Source organism: Paractinoplanes toevensis, assembly GCF_018332695.1.
Classification (GTDB): Bacteria; Actinomycetota; Actinomycetes; order Mycobacteriales; family Micromonosporaceae; genus Actinoplanes; species Actinoplanes toevensis.
The window spans coordinates 17,656-32,295 of the sequence record NZ_BOQN01000145.1; the positions used below are offsets into that span (position 1 = coordinate 17,656).

Annotated in this window: 11 protein-coding genes; 6 read left to right on the plus strand and 5 right to left on the minus strand. The window is 71.3% G+C overall.

Annotated features, from left to right (window positions below; translation table 11 throughout):
* The first annotated feature begins 51 nt into the window (after positions 1–51).
* Positions 52–507 carry an Lrp/AsnC family transcriptional regulator gene (locus Ato02nite_RS46090; RefSeq protein ID WP_213013071.1) on the plus strand — a complete coding sequence of 152 codons (456 nt, stop codon included), beginning with the start codon at positions 52–54 and terminating at the stop codon, positions 505–507.
* Here Ato02nite_RS46090 and Ato02nite_RS46095 read toward each other — a convergent pair.
* A complete protein-coding gene (locus Ato02nite_RS46095; RefSeq protein WP_213013072.1) occupies positions 504–2,069 on the minus strand; it encodes a hypothetical protein in 1,566 nt (521 codons plus the stop codon). The genes Ato02nite_RS46090 and Ato02nite_RS46095 overlap by 4 nt on opposite strands.
* A gap of 58 nt (positions 2,070–2,127) precedes the next feature.
* On the opposite strand from Ato02nite_RS46095, the gene mptB reads away from it, so the two are divergent.
* From mptB to Ato02nite_RS46120, 5 genes are all read left to right on the plus strand, one after another.
* Positions 2,128–3,528, plus strand: a complete 1,401-nt coding sequence (mptB, locus tag Ato02nite_RS46100; RefSeq protein ID WP_213013073.1) for a polyprenol phosphomannose-dependent alpha 1,6 mannosyltransferase MptB — start codon at positions 2,128–2,130, stop codon at positions 3,526–3,528.
* The gene (locus tag Ato02nite_RS46105; RefSeq protein WP_213013074.1) at positions 3,452–4,621 is read left to right on the plus strand and encodes a glycosyltransferase 87 family protein; all 1,170 of its coding nucleotides are present in this window, start codon (positions 3,452–3,454) and stop codon (positions 4,619–4,621) included. The genes mptB and Ato02nite_RS46105 overlap by 77 nt, the downstream gene beginning before the upstream one ends.
* 9 nt (positions 4,622–4,630) lie before the next feature.
* Positions 4,631–6,745 carry an esterase-like activity of phytase family protein gene (locus Ato02nite_RS46110; RefSeq protein ID WP_213013075.1) on the plus strand — a complete coding sequence of 705 codons (2,115 nt, stop codon included), beginning with the start codon at positions 4,631–4,633 and terminating at the stop codon, positions 6,743–6,745.
* 67 nt (positions 6,746–6,812) lie between these two features.
* Positions 6,813–7,751 carry an ATP-binding cassette domain-containing protein gene (locus Ato02nite_RS46115; protein WP_213013076.1) on the plus strand — a complete coding sequence of 313 codons (939 nt, stop codon included), beginning with the start codon at positions 6,813–6,815 and terminating at the stop codon, positions 7,749–7,751.
* On the plus strand, positions 7,748–8,536 hold the full coding sequence (locus Ato02nite_RS46120) for an ABC transporter permease (protein ID WP_213013077.1): 789 nt from the start codon (positions 7,748–7,750) through the stop codon (positions 8,534–8,536). Before Ato02nite_RS46115 ends, Ato02nite_RS46120 begins: the two co-directional genes overlap by 4 nt.
* On the opposite strand, the gene Ato02nite_RS46125 is transcribed toward Ato02nite_RS46120, so the two are convergent.
* From Ato02nite_RS46125 to Ato02nite_RS46140, 4 genes are read right to left on the minus strand one after another with little or no spacing between them, the layout of a single operon-like run.
* The gene (locus Ato02nite_RS46125) at positions 8,462–11,548 is read right to left on the minus strand and encodes an AfsR/SARP family transcriptional regulator (protein WP_213013078.1); all 3,087 of its coding nucleotides are present in this window, start codon (positions 11,546–11,548) and stop codon (positions 8,462–8,464) included. The two genes, Ato02nite_RS46120 and Ato02nite_RS46125, sit on opposite strands and share 75 nt — an antisense overlap.
* A 51-nt stretch (positions 11,549–11,599) precedes the next feature.
* Complete coding sequence (locus Ato02nite_RS46130; RefSeq protein ID WP_213013079.1) at positions 11,600–12,397, minus strand: hypothetical protein; 798 nt, start codon at positions 12,395–12,397, stop codon at positions 11,600–11,602.
* 3 nt (positions 12,398–12,400) lie between these two features.
* On the minus strand, positions 12,401–13,714 hold the full coding sequence (locus Ato02nite_RS46135) for a hypothetical protein (protein ID WP_213013080.1): 1,314 nt from the start codon (positions 13,712–13,714) through the stop codon (positions 12,401–12,403).
* Positions 13,715–13,737: 23 nt separating this feature from the next.
* A complete protein-coding gene (locus Ato02nite_RS46140; RefSeq protein ID WP_213013081.1) occupies positions 13,738–14,559 on the minus strand; it encodes an SDR family NAD(P)-dependent oxidoreductase in 822 nt (273 codons plus the stop codon).
* Positions 14,560–14,640: the final 81 nt, after the last annotated feature.

Consider the following 14,640-nt stretch of genomic DNA (forward strand, 5'->3'; position numbering starts at 1 on the left):
CTGTCGGGGCTCGGCCGAACGAAGTTCGGTCAGCGGAGGAAAGAAGCGGCCGTGGACGACGTTGATTCGGCGATCGTGCGGGAATTGCAGCGCAACGCCCGGCAGACCAACCGCGACCTGGCCCGGGCGGTGGGCATCGCGCCGTCCACCTGTCTCGAGCGGGTGCGGCTGCTGCGCGACCGGGGTGTACTCACCGGCTATCACGCCGAGATCAGCCTGGCCGCGCTCAACCGGCACGTGCAGGCGTTCCTGCATGTGCAGCTCAGGCCGATGAGCCGGGACGTGATCGAGGGTTTCAAGGCGTACGCGACGGGCCTGCCCGAAGTCCTGTCGGTGTTCGTGGTGGCGGGCGGCGACGACTTCCTGGTGCACGTGGCGGTGCCGAGCGTGGACGCGCTGCACTCGTTCCTGATGGACAAGTTCACCGGCCGCCGGGAGATCGTCGGCTTCCGCAGCTCGGTGATCTACCAGCACCACCGCAAGCCGGTCATCGAGCCGCTCGCCTAGCTGGTCAGGGTGTAACGGCCGGCCTCGGGGACGCGGACCAGCGTCCACGCGCCGCTCTTCTCGACGACGGCGCCGCCGGACGCCTTCAGCCAGCGGTAGTGCCGCACCCGGACCACCACCGAGCCGGGGCGCTCGGCCCGGAACGTCACCGTGGTGGCGGTCTGGCTGACCAGGGTGGCCGGGGGCGCGACGATCGGCTGTGGATCGCCGACCCGGTAGAGGTGCCAGTGCTCGTTCTGCCAGATCTGGGTGAGATAGGGCAGGCCGCCGGTGACCAGAGCAGCCTCGGGGCGGCCCGACCAGGTCAGCTCCGCGTCGGGGACGGCCACGAACTGGACGGCCGTGTCGGCCAGCCAGGTGCGGTAGCTGTCGGCGGTCAGGGCCACGCCGGTGCCGGTGGTGCCGGGGATTTCCGTGAAGAACAGCGGGTTGCGGTCGATGTCGGCCTGGCGCAGCCAGCCCCGGGCCAGCGGCACGTCGCCGAGGTGCGCCGCCTCCCAGTAGTCGCGGGTCGGCGGGATCTCCACCCGGCCGGTCAGGGTTTCCTGGCCCAGGCGGGAGAGCAGGGGAGTGAAGTAGCCGCGGTCGGCCGTGGGGTTGCCGATGTCGCGCACGTCGCCGGTCACCACCGGCGGCTGCCACCAGCAGGCCAGTGCCAGCAGCGGGAGCACCGCCCAGAGCGGCGCGGGCGGCCGGCCGGCGTCCTCGTGCACGCCGGCCGGTCCGCGGCGCAGCGGCAGGGCGGCATAGGCGGCCAGCAGCGGCAGGGTGAACATCACCGCCAGGCGGGTCGCGTTCAGGCCGACGGGGGTGTGGATCAGGGCGGCGGCCAGCACCCCCAGCGCCGACAGCACCCCGCCGATCCGGACCGCGCGGTGCGGCACGAGCAGGGCCACGGCCAGGCTCGCCACGACGGCCTTCAGCGTGTCGGTGTGGCTGATGTTCATCCAGCCGCCGTCGCCGAACCACACCGCGCTCAGCGCCAGCGGCACCGCGGCCGGCACGGCCACCAGCAGGCCGTCGATCACCCGGCCGGACAGCAGCAGGGCGGCGCCGGCCAGGCCGAGGAACAGGCCGGCCACCGGACTGGTCGCGGCGGCCAGGACCGCCGCCACGGCGGCGAGAAAACGCAGCCTGGGCGCGGTGAGCAGGGTCAGTGCGGCGAGACCCAGGGTCAGACCGAGGGCGTACGTGACCCGGCCGCTCACCAGGTTTCCGGCGACGCAGACCGTGCCCGCCAGCGCGCCCAGCCACGGCCGAGGGGCGCCGGTGCGCCGGAACAGCACGGCGATCAGGGTCGCGGCGGCGATCAACGAGACAACACCGTTTACGCGTACGCCGAGCAGAGCCATCACGGGCTGTGAGACCAGGCTGTAGCCGAGCTGGTCCACACCGGCGTACCACCGGAGGTCGATCGGGGTGTAACCGTGGGCGGCGAAGAACTCGGCCCGGGCCACCTGGGCGGACAGGTCCGAGCCCATCGGCGGCAGCAGCAGGTACACGACGCCGAGCACCGCCGCAATCCCGGCGGTGCCCCACTCGAGCCGATGCCGGGTCAACACCCGCCCGACCCTACCGGGCTGCCCAAAGGTTGCAGCGCGTCACGGTAGGGTGCACGCCATGCCCCGCCCCGCCCTGGTCCGATACGCCGGGCTGGCAGGCAGTCTGTTGCTCGCGGTGTCCGCCTATCTCGGCGGCGCGCACAGTCCGTGGTCGCCGAACATCACACCGGGCACGATCTTCGCGGGTGCGAACGGTGTGCTGCTGCCGCTGTCGTGGCTGGCCGGGACGGTTCTGCTCGTCGGCGCCTGGTGGGTGGGGCGGCGCGACGTGCCGTCGGCCCGCTGGGCCTACGTGACGGCGGGGCTGTGGATGGTTCCGCTGCTGCCGTTCCTTCCGCTGGGCAGCTACGACGTCTACTCGTACGCCTGCCAGGGGTGGCAGCAGGCGGCCGGGCTCGACCCGTACGCCGGTGGGGTCGATCTTCTGGGTTGTCCCTGGGCCGACGCCGTCTCACCGACCTGGACCGACAGCCCGGCGCCGTACGGCCCGGTGTTCCTGCTGCTGGCCGCCCTGGCGGCCAAGATCGGTGGCGGATCGCTGACCGTGACCGTCGCGGTGTTGCGGATCGTGGCGCTGCTGGGCGTGGTGCTGATCGCGGTGTCACTGCCGGCCCTCACCCGGCGCACCGGCGTGCCGCTGAAGCGCGCCGTCTGGCTGGCGCTGGCCTGTCCGCTGGTGCCGATCCACCTGGTCTCCGGCGCCCACAACGACGCGGTGATGGTCGGCCTGATCCTGGCCGGCCTGGCGTTGGCCGCCGCTCGACGCCCGCTGCCGGCCGGTGCCCTGTTCGGTCTGGCGATCGGCGTCAAGGCGACGGCCGTGGTGGTGGTTCCGTTCGCGTTGCTGCTCGTGTTCTCGTCCCGGAAGTGGCGGCCCGCGGCGGAGCTGCTCGGCGGGGTGGTCGCGGCGCTGGCGGTGGTGTCGCTGGTGTCCGGGCGGGGGTTCGGGTGGATCACCGGGCTCACCGGGAGCGGGGCGTCGGTGCAGTGGACCTCGCCGCCTACCGCGGTCGGCCTGACCATCGGGCTGTTCGGGGTGGACGCGGTGCCGGTCACCCGGGTGATCGGGATCGTGCTGCTGGCGTTCGTGCTGGTCGGGCTGTGGTGGCGGGCGCTGCGCGGCGGTGACGTCTGGCGCAACACCGGATTGGCGATGGCGGCCACCGTCGTGCTCTCGCCGGTTTTTCATCCCTGGTATGCGACCTGGGCCCTCGCCCTGCTCGCGGTGACGCTGCGGGAGGAGAGCCGGTGGGTGGCCGCGCCGGCGGCGGTGGCGTCGGTGTTGTGCCTGCCGGACGGGTACAACCTTGCTCTCGCGGTCAAGACTCAGGGGGCCGTCGCGATGACGGTACTGATCGGCTATCTCGGCTTTAAGGCTATCGATGCGGTTAAAAGTTCTCGCTCTCTCCCTGCTGGGCCTGATCACGCTGGTGATCAACTATCTCGCCGAGACCCGTAACGGGTACTTCGACTCGAAGGTCTACTACGGCGCGATCCAGTACTGGTTCAACGGCGACGGCGGCATGGTCTACGACTGGCTGCGGCCGGACACGCCGTACGGCTTCACCTATCCGCCGTTCGCCGGGCTGGTCATGTCGCCGATGTCGGTCCTGCCGTTCGGGGTCGTCGTGGTGATCGCGGTGATCGGCACCGTGCTGACCACCTCGCTGCTGATCTACTGGTTCGCCGGGCCGCTGATCGCGCGGATGGGCTGGCCCCGCTGGTTCGCCCTGGGCGTGGCGATCTGCCTGGCGATCTCGTTCGAGCCGGTCCGCGAGACGATCACCTTCGGCCAGGTCAACACGCTGCTGCTCACATTGGTCGCGGGCGACATGCTGTTCGGGGTCGCGAAGGGCCGCCGCTGGGCCGGCGTCGGGATCGGGCTGGCCACGGCGATCAAGCTGACGCCGGGCATCTTCATCGTCTACCTGCTGATCACCCGGCGGTGGCGGGACGCGGCCACCGCGGCCGGCACCGCGGCGGGGGCGACGCTGCTGGCCGGGGCGGTCTTCCCGGACGAGACCCGGGAGTTCTGGACGTCGGCGCTGTGGGACACCAACCGGGTCGGCGTGCTGTCGTTCCTGTCCAACCAGTCCGAGCGGGGCTTCCTGGCCCGGCTGCCGATCGACCGGGTCGAGTCCACGGTGTGGCTGGTGTGCGTACTGGTCACGCTCGGATTCTGGGCCTGGCGCATCGTCCAGGCGCGCGCGGATGTGATCGGCGGGCTGGCGCTCACCGGTGTCGTAGGTTGCCTGATCAGCCCGGTGACCTGGATCCACCACTGTGTCTGGTTGATCCCGGCGCTGGTCCGCTGCGTCGACGCCGGACTGGGCGCGACGGGCCGGGACCGGCGCCCGCTCTATCTGGCCGGTGCCGCCTATCTGATCATGACGTCCCGGCTCACCTGGCTGTGGGAGAAACGGCCGCGGCCGCCGCTGGAGATCATCGGCGGCAATCTGTGTGTCTATTTCAGCCTGGCCCTGCTGATCTGGACACCCATCGGCACCAGGCGTTCGTCCGTCGTCAAGGAACCGGACAAGATCGTCGCATAGGCAGAGGGCATGCGTTTACGCCCGACTATCTCCGCTCTCTCCCTGATCGGCATCGTGGTCGCGGTTCCGTCCGCGGCGACCGCGCACGGCCGCACCGAATTTCAGCGTCTCGCCACGTTTCCCGCATACCTGAACTCGTCGATCGACGACGCGGCCGCCGCGGAGATCTCCACGGTGACCCAGGACGGCCGCACGGTCGTCTACACCGACAGCCCGGGCAAGCGTCTCGGCTTCGTCGACATCACCGACCCGGCCCGGCCGAAGCCGGGCGGCACGCTCGCGGTGGGCGGCGAGCCGACCTCGGTCGCGCACCTCGGTCACCTGCTGCTGGCCGGCGTGAACACCCGGGCGAGCTTCGTCTCCCCGTCCGGCAAGCTGGTGGTGATCGACGACCGCAGCCGCAAGGTGGTTCGCGAGATCGACCTGGGCGGGCAGCCGGACTCGGTGGCGGTGGCGCCGAGCGGCCGGTACATCGCCGTGGCGATCGAGAACGAGCGGGACGAGGATGTCGACGACGGCGCTCTTCCGCAGGCGCCGGCCGGGTATCTGTCGGTGGTCGACACCCGCACCTGGGTCGTGACGAAGGTGACGCTGACCGGCCTGGCCAAGGTTGCCCCGACCGATCCTGAGCCGGAGTACGTGAGCATCAACTCGCGTGACGAGGCGGTGGTCTCGCTGCAGGAGAACAACCACTTCGCGGTCGTTTCCCTGTCCGGCAAATCGGTCATCAAGCACTTCGATGCCGGCACGGTGACGGTATCCGGCGTGGACACTCTCGATGATTCGCAAATCACCCTGAACGGGACCATCACCGCGAAGCGCGAACCCGACGGCGTCGCCTGGATCACCGACGACCTGTTCGCCAGCGCCAACGAGGGTGACTACGAGGGCGGCTCGCGCGGCTGGACCATCTTCGATCGGAGCGGCAAGGTCGTCTGGGACGCCGGCAACTCGCTCGAGCACATCGCCGTGCAGTACGGCCTGTACCCGGACGGCCGCTCCGACGCCAAGGGCATCGAGCCGGAAAACGTCGCGTACGCCCGGATCGGCGGCGTCCCGTACGTCTTCGTCAACGCCGAGCGGGGCAACTTCACCGCCGTCTACGACGTGTCCGACCCGCGCCGGCCGCGCTTCACCCAGATCCTGCCGACCGCGGCCGGGCCCGAGGGCGTCGTCGCCGTGCCGTCGCGCGGCCTGGTCATCGTGTCCAGCGAGACCGAGGACCCGTCCGTCAACCTGCGCGGCGCGGTCAACATCTACCGCCTCGGGCACGACCGGTTCCCGTCGATCGTGTCCAAGGACCTGATCCCGTGGGGCACGCTCTCCTCGCTGTCCGCGGTGCCGGGTAAGCCGTCGCAGCTGGTGGCGTCGACCGACGCCGCGTACGTGCCGACCCGGATCCTGTCGATCGAGACCGCCTCGTCGCCGGCGAAGATCTTCAAGCAGCTGACCGTGACCAAGGACGGCAAGCCGATCGGGTACGACGCCGAGGGTCTCGTGGCCCGCCGGGCCGGCGGCTACTGGATCGCCTCCGAAGGCTCGGCCACCACGCCCAACCTGCTGGTCCGGCTGAACGCGGCCGGGGCCGTGCAGCAGGAGATCCCGCTGCCCGCCGACATCGCGGCCGCCGTCACCACGAACGGCTTCGAGGGCGTCGCCGAGGCCGGCGACTACGTGTGGGTCGCCGTCCAGCGCTCCCTCCGGACCGACCCGCAGACCATCAACCGGATCGGCCGCTACGACACGAGAACCGGGGAGTGGGCGTGGCTCGGCTACCCGGTCGACGCGGTGCCGCTCGGCTGGTCGGGACTGTCGGAGATCGTCGCGGTGGACGGCAACACGTTCGCGGTGATCGAGCGGGACAACCAGCGCGGCCCGCAGGCGTCGCTCAAGAAGATCTACGAGTTCGACGTGCCGGCCACCTGGACCGGCTTCCCGACCGTCAAGAAGCGGCTGGTCAAGGACATGCTGCCGGTGCTGCGGTCGGACCACGGCTGGGTGCCGGACAAGCTCGAGGGCCTCGCGATCGCCGGCAACCACCAGACGTACGCGGTGACCGACAACGACGCCGTCGACGACGCCACCGGCGAGACGCAGTTCTTCCGCCTCGGCCGGCTTCTCTAGCCGGCCGCTGACATGGCGCTGTCGTAAATGTCAGCGCCATGTCAGTGAGCTGGGGCACGCTGCCCCCATGACTAATGCCATTGTCGCCGAGGGGCTGGTCAAACGCTTCGGCGAGACGACCGCCCTCGGCGGCGTCGATCTTGCCGTACGCGAGGGAACCGTCCTCGGCCTGCTGGGCCCGAACGGTGCCGGCAAGACCACGGCGGTCCGGGTGCTGGCCACCCTGATCCGGCCCGACGCCGGCCACGCCACGGTCGGCGGGTACGACGTGGTCCGCCAAGCACACCAGGTGCGCACCCTGATCGGCCTCACCGGACAGTACGCCTCGGTCGACGAAACCCTGACCGGCGTGGAAAATCTGCTGCTCATCGGCCGGCTGCTCGGCCTGTCCCGGCGCGACGCCCGGGCCCGCGCCCACCAACTGCTCGCCCAGTTCCACCTCGACGACGCCGCCGACCGCGCGGCCGGCAAATACTCCGGCGGCATGCGGCGCCGCCTCGACCTGGCCGCCAGCCTGGTCGGCAACCCACGAATGCTCTTCCTGGACGAGCCCACCACCGGCCTCGACCCGCGCAGTCGCAACGAGATGTGGGACATCATCCGTGAGCTCGTCCGCGACGGCGTCACCGTGCTGCTCACCACGCAGTATCTGGACGAGGCCGATCAACTGGCCGACGAGATCGTGGTGATCGACCACGGCAAGGTGATCGCCACCGGCACGTCCGACGAACTGAAGGCGCGCACCGGCGCGCAGACCGTCACCGTACGGCCGGCCTCCGAATCCGATCTGGACACCGTCGCCGCCCTGGTCGGTGGCATCGCCGCCGGCCCGGTCGACATCCGCGGCCCGATCATCACCGCCCCGGTCACCGATCCGACCTCGCTGGCCAAGCTGGTGCGGCGGCTCGACGAGAGCGGCCTCGCGGTCAGCGAGCTCGCGCTGCGCAGCCCCAGCCTGGACGAGGTGTTCCTGACCCTGACCGGCCACACCACGGAGGAATCATGACCGCCGCGATCGAAACCCGGGTCAGCCCGATCGTGGCCGTGCGCAACACCGGCACGCTCGCCTGGCGCACCCTGGTGCAGATCAAGCACAACCCGTTCGAGCTGCTCGATTTCAGCGTCCAGCCGATCATGTTCCTGGTGCTGTTCACGTACGTCTTCGGCGGCGCCATCTCCGGCTCCACCGGCGACTACCTGAAGTTCGGCCTGCCCGGCATCATCGTGCAGAACCTGCTGTTCGCCACCCTGAACACCGGCGTCGGACTGAACACCGACATCAACAAGGGTGTCTTCGACCGGCTCCGGTCGCTGCCGATCTCCCGCTGGTCACCGCTGGCCGGCCGGATCGTGGCCGACGTGATCAAGCAGGCCTGGGCGGTCACGCTGCTGCTCGTGGTCGGCACCCTCCTCGGTTTCCGGATCGCCACCGGACCGGTCGAGGTGATCGGCATGTACGCGCTGCTGCTGATCTTCGCGTTCGCCACGTCCTGGATGTCGGTGCTGGTGGCCATGCTGGTCAGCGAGCCGGAGAAGGTGCAGATCTTCGGGTTCGTGCTGCTGTTCCCGCTCACCTTCGCCAGCAACGCGTTCGCGCCGACCGCCACCATGCCCGGCTGGCTGCAGGCCTGGGTCAAGGTCAACCCGGTGTCGATCCTCGCCGACGCGGTGCGCGGGCTGCTCAACGGCGGCCCGGTCGCCACCCCGGTCACCCAGTCACTGATCTGGGCGGCGATCCTGCTGGTCGCCTTCGGACCGCTCTCCGTCTGGGCCTTCCGCCGCCGGGTCTGACAGGTCCTTCACCTCGGCCACGGTGATCCCGGCCGCCCGCCGGTAGGCCGCCTCGTAGCCCGCGTCGCCCAGTGCGGCGCGGGCTTCGAACATGACCCGCTCGGTGTCCGGCACCGTCCGGTCCCGCCCGCCCCGCACCGCGTCGGCCGCCCCCAGCAGGAACGCGGCCCGTTCCGGAGCACCCTCGCGGACGGCGAGATCGGCCAGCCCGATCACGGCCATCGCGATCACCGGGGCGTCGCGCGTATCGACCGCGATCCGCACCGCCTCCGCGTGGTGCCGGCCGGCCAGCTCCAGGTTGCCGGCCGCGGCCTCGATCAGGCCCTGGGTGCTGCGCGTCATCGAACCGAACTGCGGGGCGAACGACGGGTTCGACATCATCTCCGCCGAGCGGCCGATCATGTCCCGAGCCACCTCGAGGTCGCCCTCCAGCCGGGCGATCGTGGCGTAGCCGTACTGCACCGAGGCCATCACCTCGGGCAGGCCGATCTCCTCGGCCTCCTCCCACGACTGCTTCAGCACCCGCCGCGCCTCGTCGTGCTCGCCCGCCAGGTACAGCTGGTGGGCCATCTTCACCTCCAGCTGCGGCAGGTCCTCCCGGATGCCGACCTCGCGGACCAGCGCCATCGCCTCCCGCTGCAACCGCACCCCCTGCGCGAAGTCGCCGTCCGCGGCGACCAGGTCGCCGAGCGCGCTCAGCGTGAAACCGATGCCCCAGCGCTCGCCGACCGACCGGAACCCGGCCAGCGCCTCCCGCATGTCGGCGATCACCGACTCGCCGCTGTACCCGAAGTTCAGCCGCAGATGGCCGACGATCATCTTGGCGGAGGCCCGCAGCCACGGATCCGGGTCCTCGAACAGCGGCTCGACCGCGCGGAATCCGACGTCCGGGTCGAAGTTGTCGAAGATGGCGGCGAGCGGTTGCAGCAGCCGCAGCGCCGGATGGGCCGCGTCCGGCCCGGCGCCGTTCGCCTCGGCCAGCCGGAAATGCTCCTGCACCGCGTCGATCGACAGTGCACCCTCGAGCCCGTTGATCGACGCGAACGTGTGGGTGAGCGCCACGTCCTCCCGGTCGGCCTCGCCCGGCATCGCCGCCACCTCGGCGGCCAGGCCCGCGCCCTCCATCCGGTGCCCGCGCAGCCACCAGTACCAGCCCAGCCGGGCCACGAACGCGGCCGCCGTGGCCTTGTCGCCGGCGTCGATCGCCGCCCTGGTCGAGGCGTGGAAGTTGTCGTGCTCGTCGCTGACCCGGCGCAGCCACACCAGCTGGTCGGCGGACCGCAACCGGGGCTCGGCCGCGGTGGCCAGCGCCAGCAGCCAGCCGGCCAGGGCCATCCGCTGCGACTCGCTCTCGCCCGCCTCGGCCAGCCGTTCCAGCCCGTACTCCCGGATCGTCTCCAGCATCCGGTAGCGACCGTCCGGGCCCAGCACCAGCAGGGATTTGTCGACCAGCGCGCCCAGCACGTCGGGGTCGGCGTCACAGACCTGCTCGGCCGCGGCCACGTCGGCGCCACCGTGGAACATCGCGAAACGGCGCCACAGCCGCCGCTCGGCTTCGCCGAGCAGATCCCAGCTCCAGTCGACCACCGCCCGCAGCGTCTGATGCCGGGGGAGCGCGGTCCGGCTGCCGCCGGTGAGCAGGCGGAACCGGTCGGCCAGGCGGTCGGCCAGCACGGCGACGGGGAGCGTACGCAAGCGGGCCGCGGCCAGCTCGATCGCCAGCGGCATGCCGTCCAGCGCCCGGCAGATCCGGATCACCGGCTCGACGTTGTCACCGGTGAGCACGACGGCCGGGGCACGATCGAGCAGAAGGCGTACGGCCGGAAAAGCGGAAGCGGTCCCGGCATCCGCACCCACCGGGGGGAGAGCCAGCGGCTCGACCGCATGAAGCCGTTCCCCCGGAATCCCCAGCGGCTCCCGGCTGGTGGTCAGCAGCCGCAGACCCGGCGCGGCCCGCAGCAGGGTGTCGGCCAGCTCGGCCGCCGCCCCGATCAGATGCTCGCAGTTGTCCAGGATCAGCAACATCTCCCGGCCGGCCAGCGCCTCGGCCAGCCGGGCCAACGGCTCGCTGGTCGACATGACCGGCGTCGCCCGCCCGATCAGCACCTGCCCCCGCAGCCGCAACGCGGTCTGCACGGCCTGCGGCACCTCGGCCGGATCGGTCACCGGCGCCAGCTCGACCCGCCACACCTCACCCGGCACCTTCAGGCCGACCTCGACCGACAGCCGGGTCTTGCCGTTGCCGCCCGGCCCCAGCAGGGTGACCAGCCGGTGGCTGGCGAGCAGCGCACAGACGGCCTTCACGTCGTTCTCCCGGCCGACAAAACTGCTCACCTCGGCCGGCAGATTGCCCCGCGGCGCCGCGCGCAACAGATCGAGGTGGAGTTCCGCCAGCTCCGGCGAGGGATCGGTGCCGAGCTGGTCGGCCAGGCGCTTTCTTACGGTTTCGAAGACCTCCAGCGCCCGGCCGGGATTGCCCTGGTCGCGCAGGGCCCGCATCAGCAGCGCCGCGAGCGGCTCGTCCAGCGGGTGCTGCGCGACCAGGCCCTCCAGCTCGGGGACAGCGTCCGGCTGAGCGGCCAGCTTGCGGCGCAGTGCGGCCAGCCGCAACTCCTCCAGCCGCCGGGCATCACCGCGTGCCACCTCGGGAAAGTCCAGGTCACCGCGCCACAACCGCAACGCCGTCACCGGATCTTCCTCGGCCAGCCGGGTGAAGCGGTTGGCGTCGATCCGGTCGGGGTCGATGACCAGGCGGTAGCCGTTCGCGGCGGCCTCGACGGTCAGCTCCGGGGCGGCCCGGCGCAGGCGGGAGACCAGCGCTTGCAGCGCATTGCCGGCCGCCTGCGGCGGCTCGTCACCCCAGACCCCGTCGATGAGCCGGCCCGCGGTGACGACACGGTTGGCGTCGAGGGCAAGAAGGAGCAGGAGGGTACGCAGGCGGGCGCCCGCCACCGGAACCGCGTCCCCGGTGCGGGAGCGCAGCTCGACGGGCCCGAGCACCGCGATGTCCACCCGTACGATTCTGCCCGCCCTGTCGACCAGGATTCGACCCGCCGCCACCGTTCAGGCTTGCGGTAACCGATGTTCCAGCTGCACGGCGCGCAGGTCGAGGGCCGCGACCAGGGCGGCCAGGCGGGAAAGGTCCGCCGGATCGGCCGGGTCCGGCGGGTTTTCGGACGCGGCCAGCGCCATTCCGCCCGCCGGAAGTTCGACGATGTGCCGCCACGGGGCACGGCGGATACGAGCGGCGCCGACCGTCGCCACCTGAACAGCGTCCCAGCAGTTGACCCACCAGACCGCGTCGGGCACCCGGCGGCGATCGAACTCCTGCGGCACCAGCAGGCTCGGCAGGCCACCGTCGGCCGCGGGCGGGTCCGGCACATACCGGCGCAGCTCCGGCGGGAGTTGTGCGCGAGCGCGTTCAGCAGCACGGGCGCCGCGATACCGCGTCAATAGATCGTCGTCCTCGACCACCGCGCGGTGTGCGCCGAACCGGTGGGCCACGGCGGACACGAGGTCGAGCATCGCCGTCACCGGGTCCGGATGTGGGAGCCCGCACCACACCCATTCCACCGCGTTGACGGTCCACGGTTCTTCCTCGTAGGTAAGGATTGCCCCGGCCGAAAGCGACGGATCGGTGCCGAGGGTGAACAGTGCCGCCTCGCCGCGACGGCGGTCGGACCGGACCTGGCCGAGCCAGGTGTCGACTTCCGCCGGCCGCATGAAGATCCGGCGCGCCGGATGGCCCGCATACTCGAACCGGCCGACCCCGAGCCTCGACTCGAGCTCGCGGGCGACCCCGACCAGTGCCTCGGCCGGCGGTGGACCGGCACCCTTGCTCCGTTCGGCGTAGATCCGCATCAGTTATTCCGGGATGCTCAGCACGGGCGGGGTCCCGCCCCACCGCGCGTTCAGCGTTCCGGCCACCCATCGGTCCGGGATGGTCCACAGGTGCAGATAACCGCAGGTGGCCGCGACCGCCATGCCGCGGGCCATCTGTGCGTCGAACCGGGCCAGCGTCAGGTCTCGCAACCCGGCACTGTCCGGGTTGAAGAACCAGCCGAACCCCACCTTGACCTCCCACATGTCGATCAGCCCGTGCCCTTGACCGTCGTAGGCGATCTCCAGCCCGTACGGCGTGCGCGCGTAGTAGTCCTGCGTCGTGCCGGTGACCTTGGTGGCGTAGGCATCGTGGCGGCGATGCCCGCCTCGCCGCGGGATCGGCTGTCCGACGCAGCCCGGCGTGCTGTCCTCCTCCTCGGGGCGCGCCTCGACCCGCGGCACCTCCCACGGCGCCGGATCGGTCTCGAGCGCGGGGTCGGGCACCTCCCGGCGCGCCCGCGCCAGGCGGGTCAGGTAGTCCCGCTGGCCCGGGGTGAGCCGATTGACCCATTGGTACTCCTGCTCGCTTCCGTACGGCTCTCCGGTGACCTGGTTCATTCCGTCCATCCAGGCCGGCGCGGTCTCCGACGGCCACAGCAGCACGATCAGGAAGATCGCGATCGGTGGCACCGCCGGTATGCGAGTCGGGTCGACCACCGGCTCCGGGATCGGCTCCAGCACCGGCGGACGGATCGGCACCGGCTCGGTCGGCACCGGCTCGATCGGGAACTGAATGGGTGGAAGCGGCCGGTATCCGCCGCCCAGCCCGGGCCCCAGCCCCAGGCCGGCGCCGGCGAGCGGCAGGCCCGGCCCGATCTGGGCGGATTGCGCCGCCGTCACCGGGAACGACGGGAACCCCGGCACCTCCGACGGCCGGAACGGCGGGTCCAGCAACCCGGCCGACTGCCACTCCAGGAAGAGCGGGAGCATCCCCGGCCGGCCGGACAACCGGGCTGCCGCGCCACCCGCCTGCGGGCGGTGCTGCAACTCGCGCAGCAGCAACGCCAGATTCTGGTAGTACGACGGGTAGCCGGGATCGTCCTGAGCGGTCGCCGCGAGCTGACCCATGGCGGCCCGCCCCTGCCGGATCAGTTCCTCGTCGGACAGACCCTGCGCGAACTCCGCGGTGATCGACATCTGGGTGACGTCGGCAGCCGGCTGCCGCTGCACCGCCGGCGTGGCCCGAGCGAACCGGTCGGCGAACTGCCCCGGCCGGCCGCAGCTCTCGCCGTCGTCTCGGCAGCGCTGCACGGCCGGCGCGGCGGCACTCGGCCGGCGAGCGTAGGTGAAGCCCACCAGCCGACGGTGCTCCTACTCCGTCACTCCACCGTCACCGGGATGTCCGTCGTGAGGGTCAGGTTGCGACCGGCCTCGATGTCGCCGGCCAAGGAGTCGAGCCGGGCCTTCGCCAGGCCGTAGGAGTCGGAGCCGAGCAGCTGGTGCAGGGGTGCCGTGCCGTCCACCGCGACCTGGATGATCGCGGCCGCCACCTTCACCGGGTCGCCCAGCTGGGTGCCCGGCATCGCCAGGTGCGCCTCGGTCATCTCCCGGATCGCGCCGTACCCGTCGATGGTTTTCGCCGGCAGGCCCAGCGAGTGGGCGCGCAGGAAATCGGTGCGGGTATAGCCCGGCTCCACCAGGTTGACCTTGATGTCGTCCAGCTCGGCGGCCAGGGACTCGGTCAGGCCTTCCAGGGCGTACTTGGCGGCGCAGTACAGGCCCCAGCCCGGGAAGGCGGTCAGGCCGAGGATCGACGAGACGTTGATGATGTGCCCGCTGCGGCGTTTCCGGAACGACGGCAGGACGGCGCGCAGGACGTTCCAGACGCCGAAGATCTGCACGTCGAACATCTGCCGGGCCTCAGCGTCGCTCACCTCCTCGACCGCGCCGAGGAAGCCGTAGCCGGCGTTGTTCACGACCACGTCGATCGGGCCGAACCGGTCCTCGGTCTCGCGGACCGCTTCGATGACGGCCTGCTCATCCGTGAGATCGACCTGGAGCGTGCCGGGCCGGTCCGCGGTGCGGCTGGTCGCCGCTACGTTGTCGCCCCGTTCCCGGAGCTGGTCGACCAGCTCGCGGCCGAGGCCGCGGGAAGTGCCGGTGACGAACCAGGTGGCCGAGCGGTCAGTGGGGTATGGCATGAGATGTCTCCGTTCGCTGTCTGCGATCCCATGCTGCTTCCGGTCGGCTGTCGCCGACACGGCCGAGCGGGCCCAGCCGTA

Bases quoted from the DNA above. Each gene is read 5' to 3' on its own strand.
- mptB (WP_213013073.1), top strand. From the start codon at position 2,128: ATGCCCCGCCCCGCCCTGGTCCGATACGCCGGGCTGGCAGGCAGTCTG.
- Ato02nite_RS46105 (WP_213013074.1), top strand. From the start codon at position 3,452: ATGCGGTTAAAAGTTCTCGCTCTCTCCCTGCTGGGCCTGATCACGCTG.
- Ato02nite_RS46110 (WP_213013075.1), top strand. From the start codon at position 4,631: ATGCGTTTACGCCCGACTATCTCCGCTCTCTCCCTGATCGGCATCGTG.
- Ato02nite_RS46115 (WP_213013076.1), top strand. From the start codon at position 6,813: ATGACTAATGCCATTGTCGCCGAGGGGCTGGTCAAACGCTTCGGCGAG.
- Ato02nite_RS46120 (WP_213013077.1), top strand. From the start codon at position 7,748: ATGACCGCCGCGATCGAAACCCGGGTCAGCCCGATCGTGGCCGTGCGC.
- Ato02nite_RS46130 (WP_213013079.1), bottom strand. From the start codon at position 12,397: ATGCGGATCTACGCCGAACGGAGCAAGGGTGCCGGTCCACCGCCGGCC.
- Ato02nite_RS46140 (WP_213013081.1), bottom strand. From the start codon at position 14,559: ATGCCATACCCCACTGACCGCTCGGCCACCTGGTTCGTCACCGGCACT.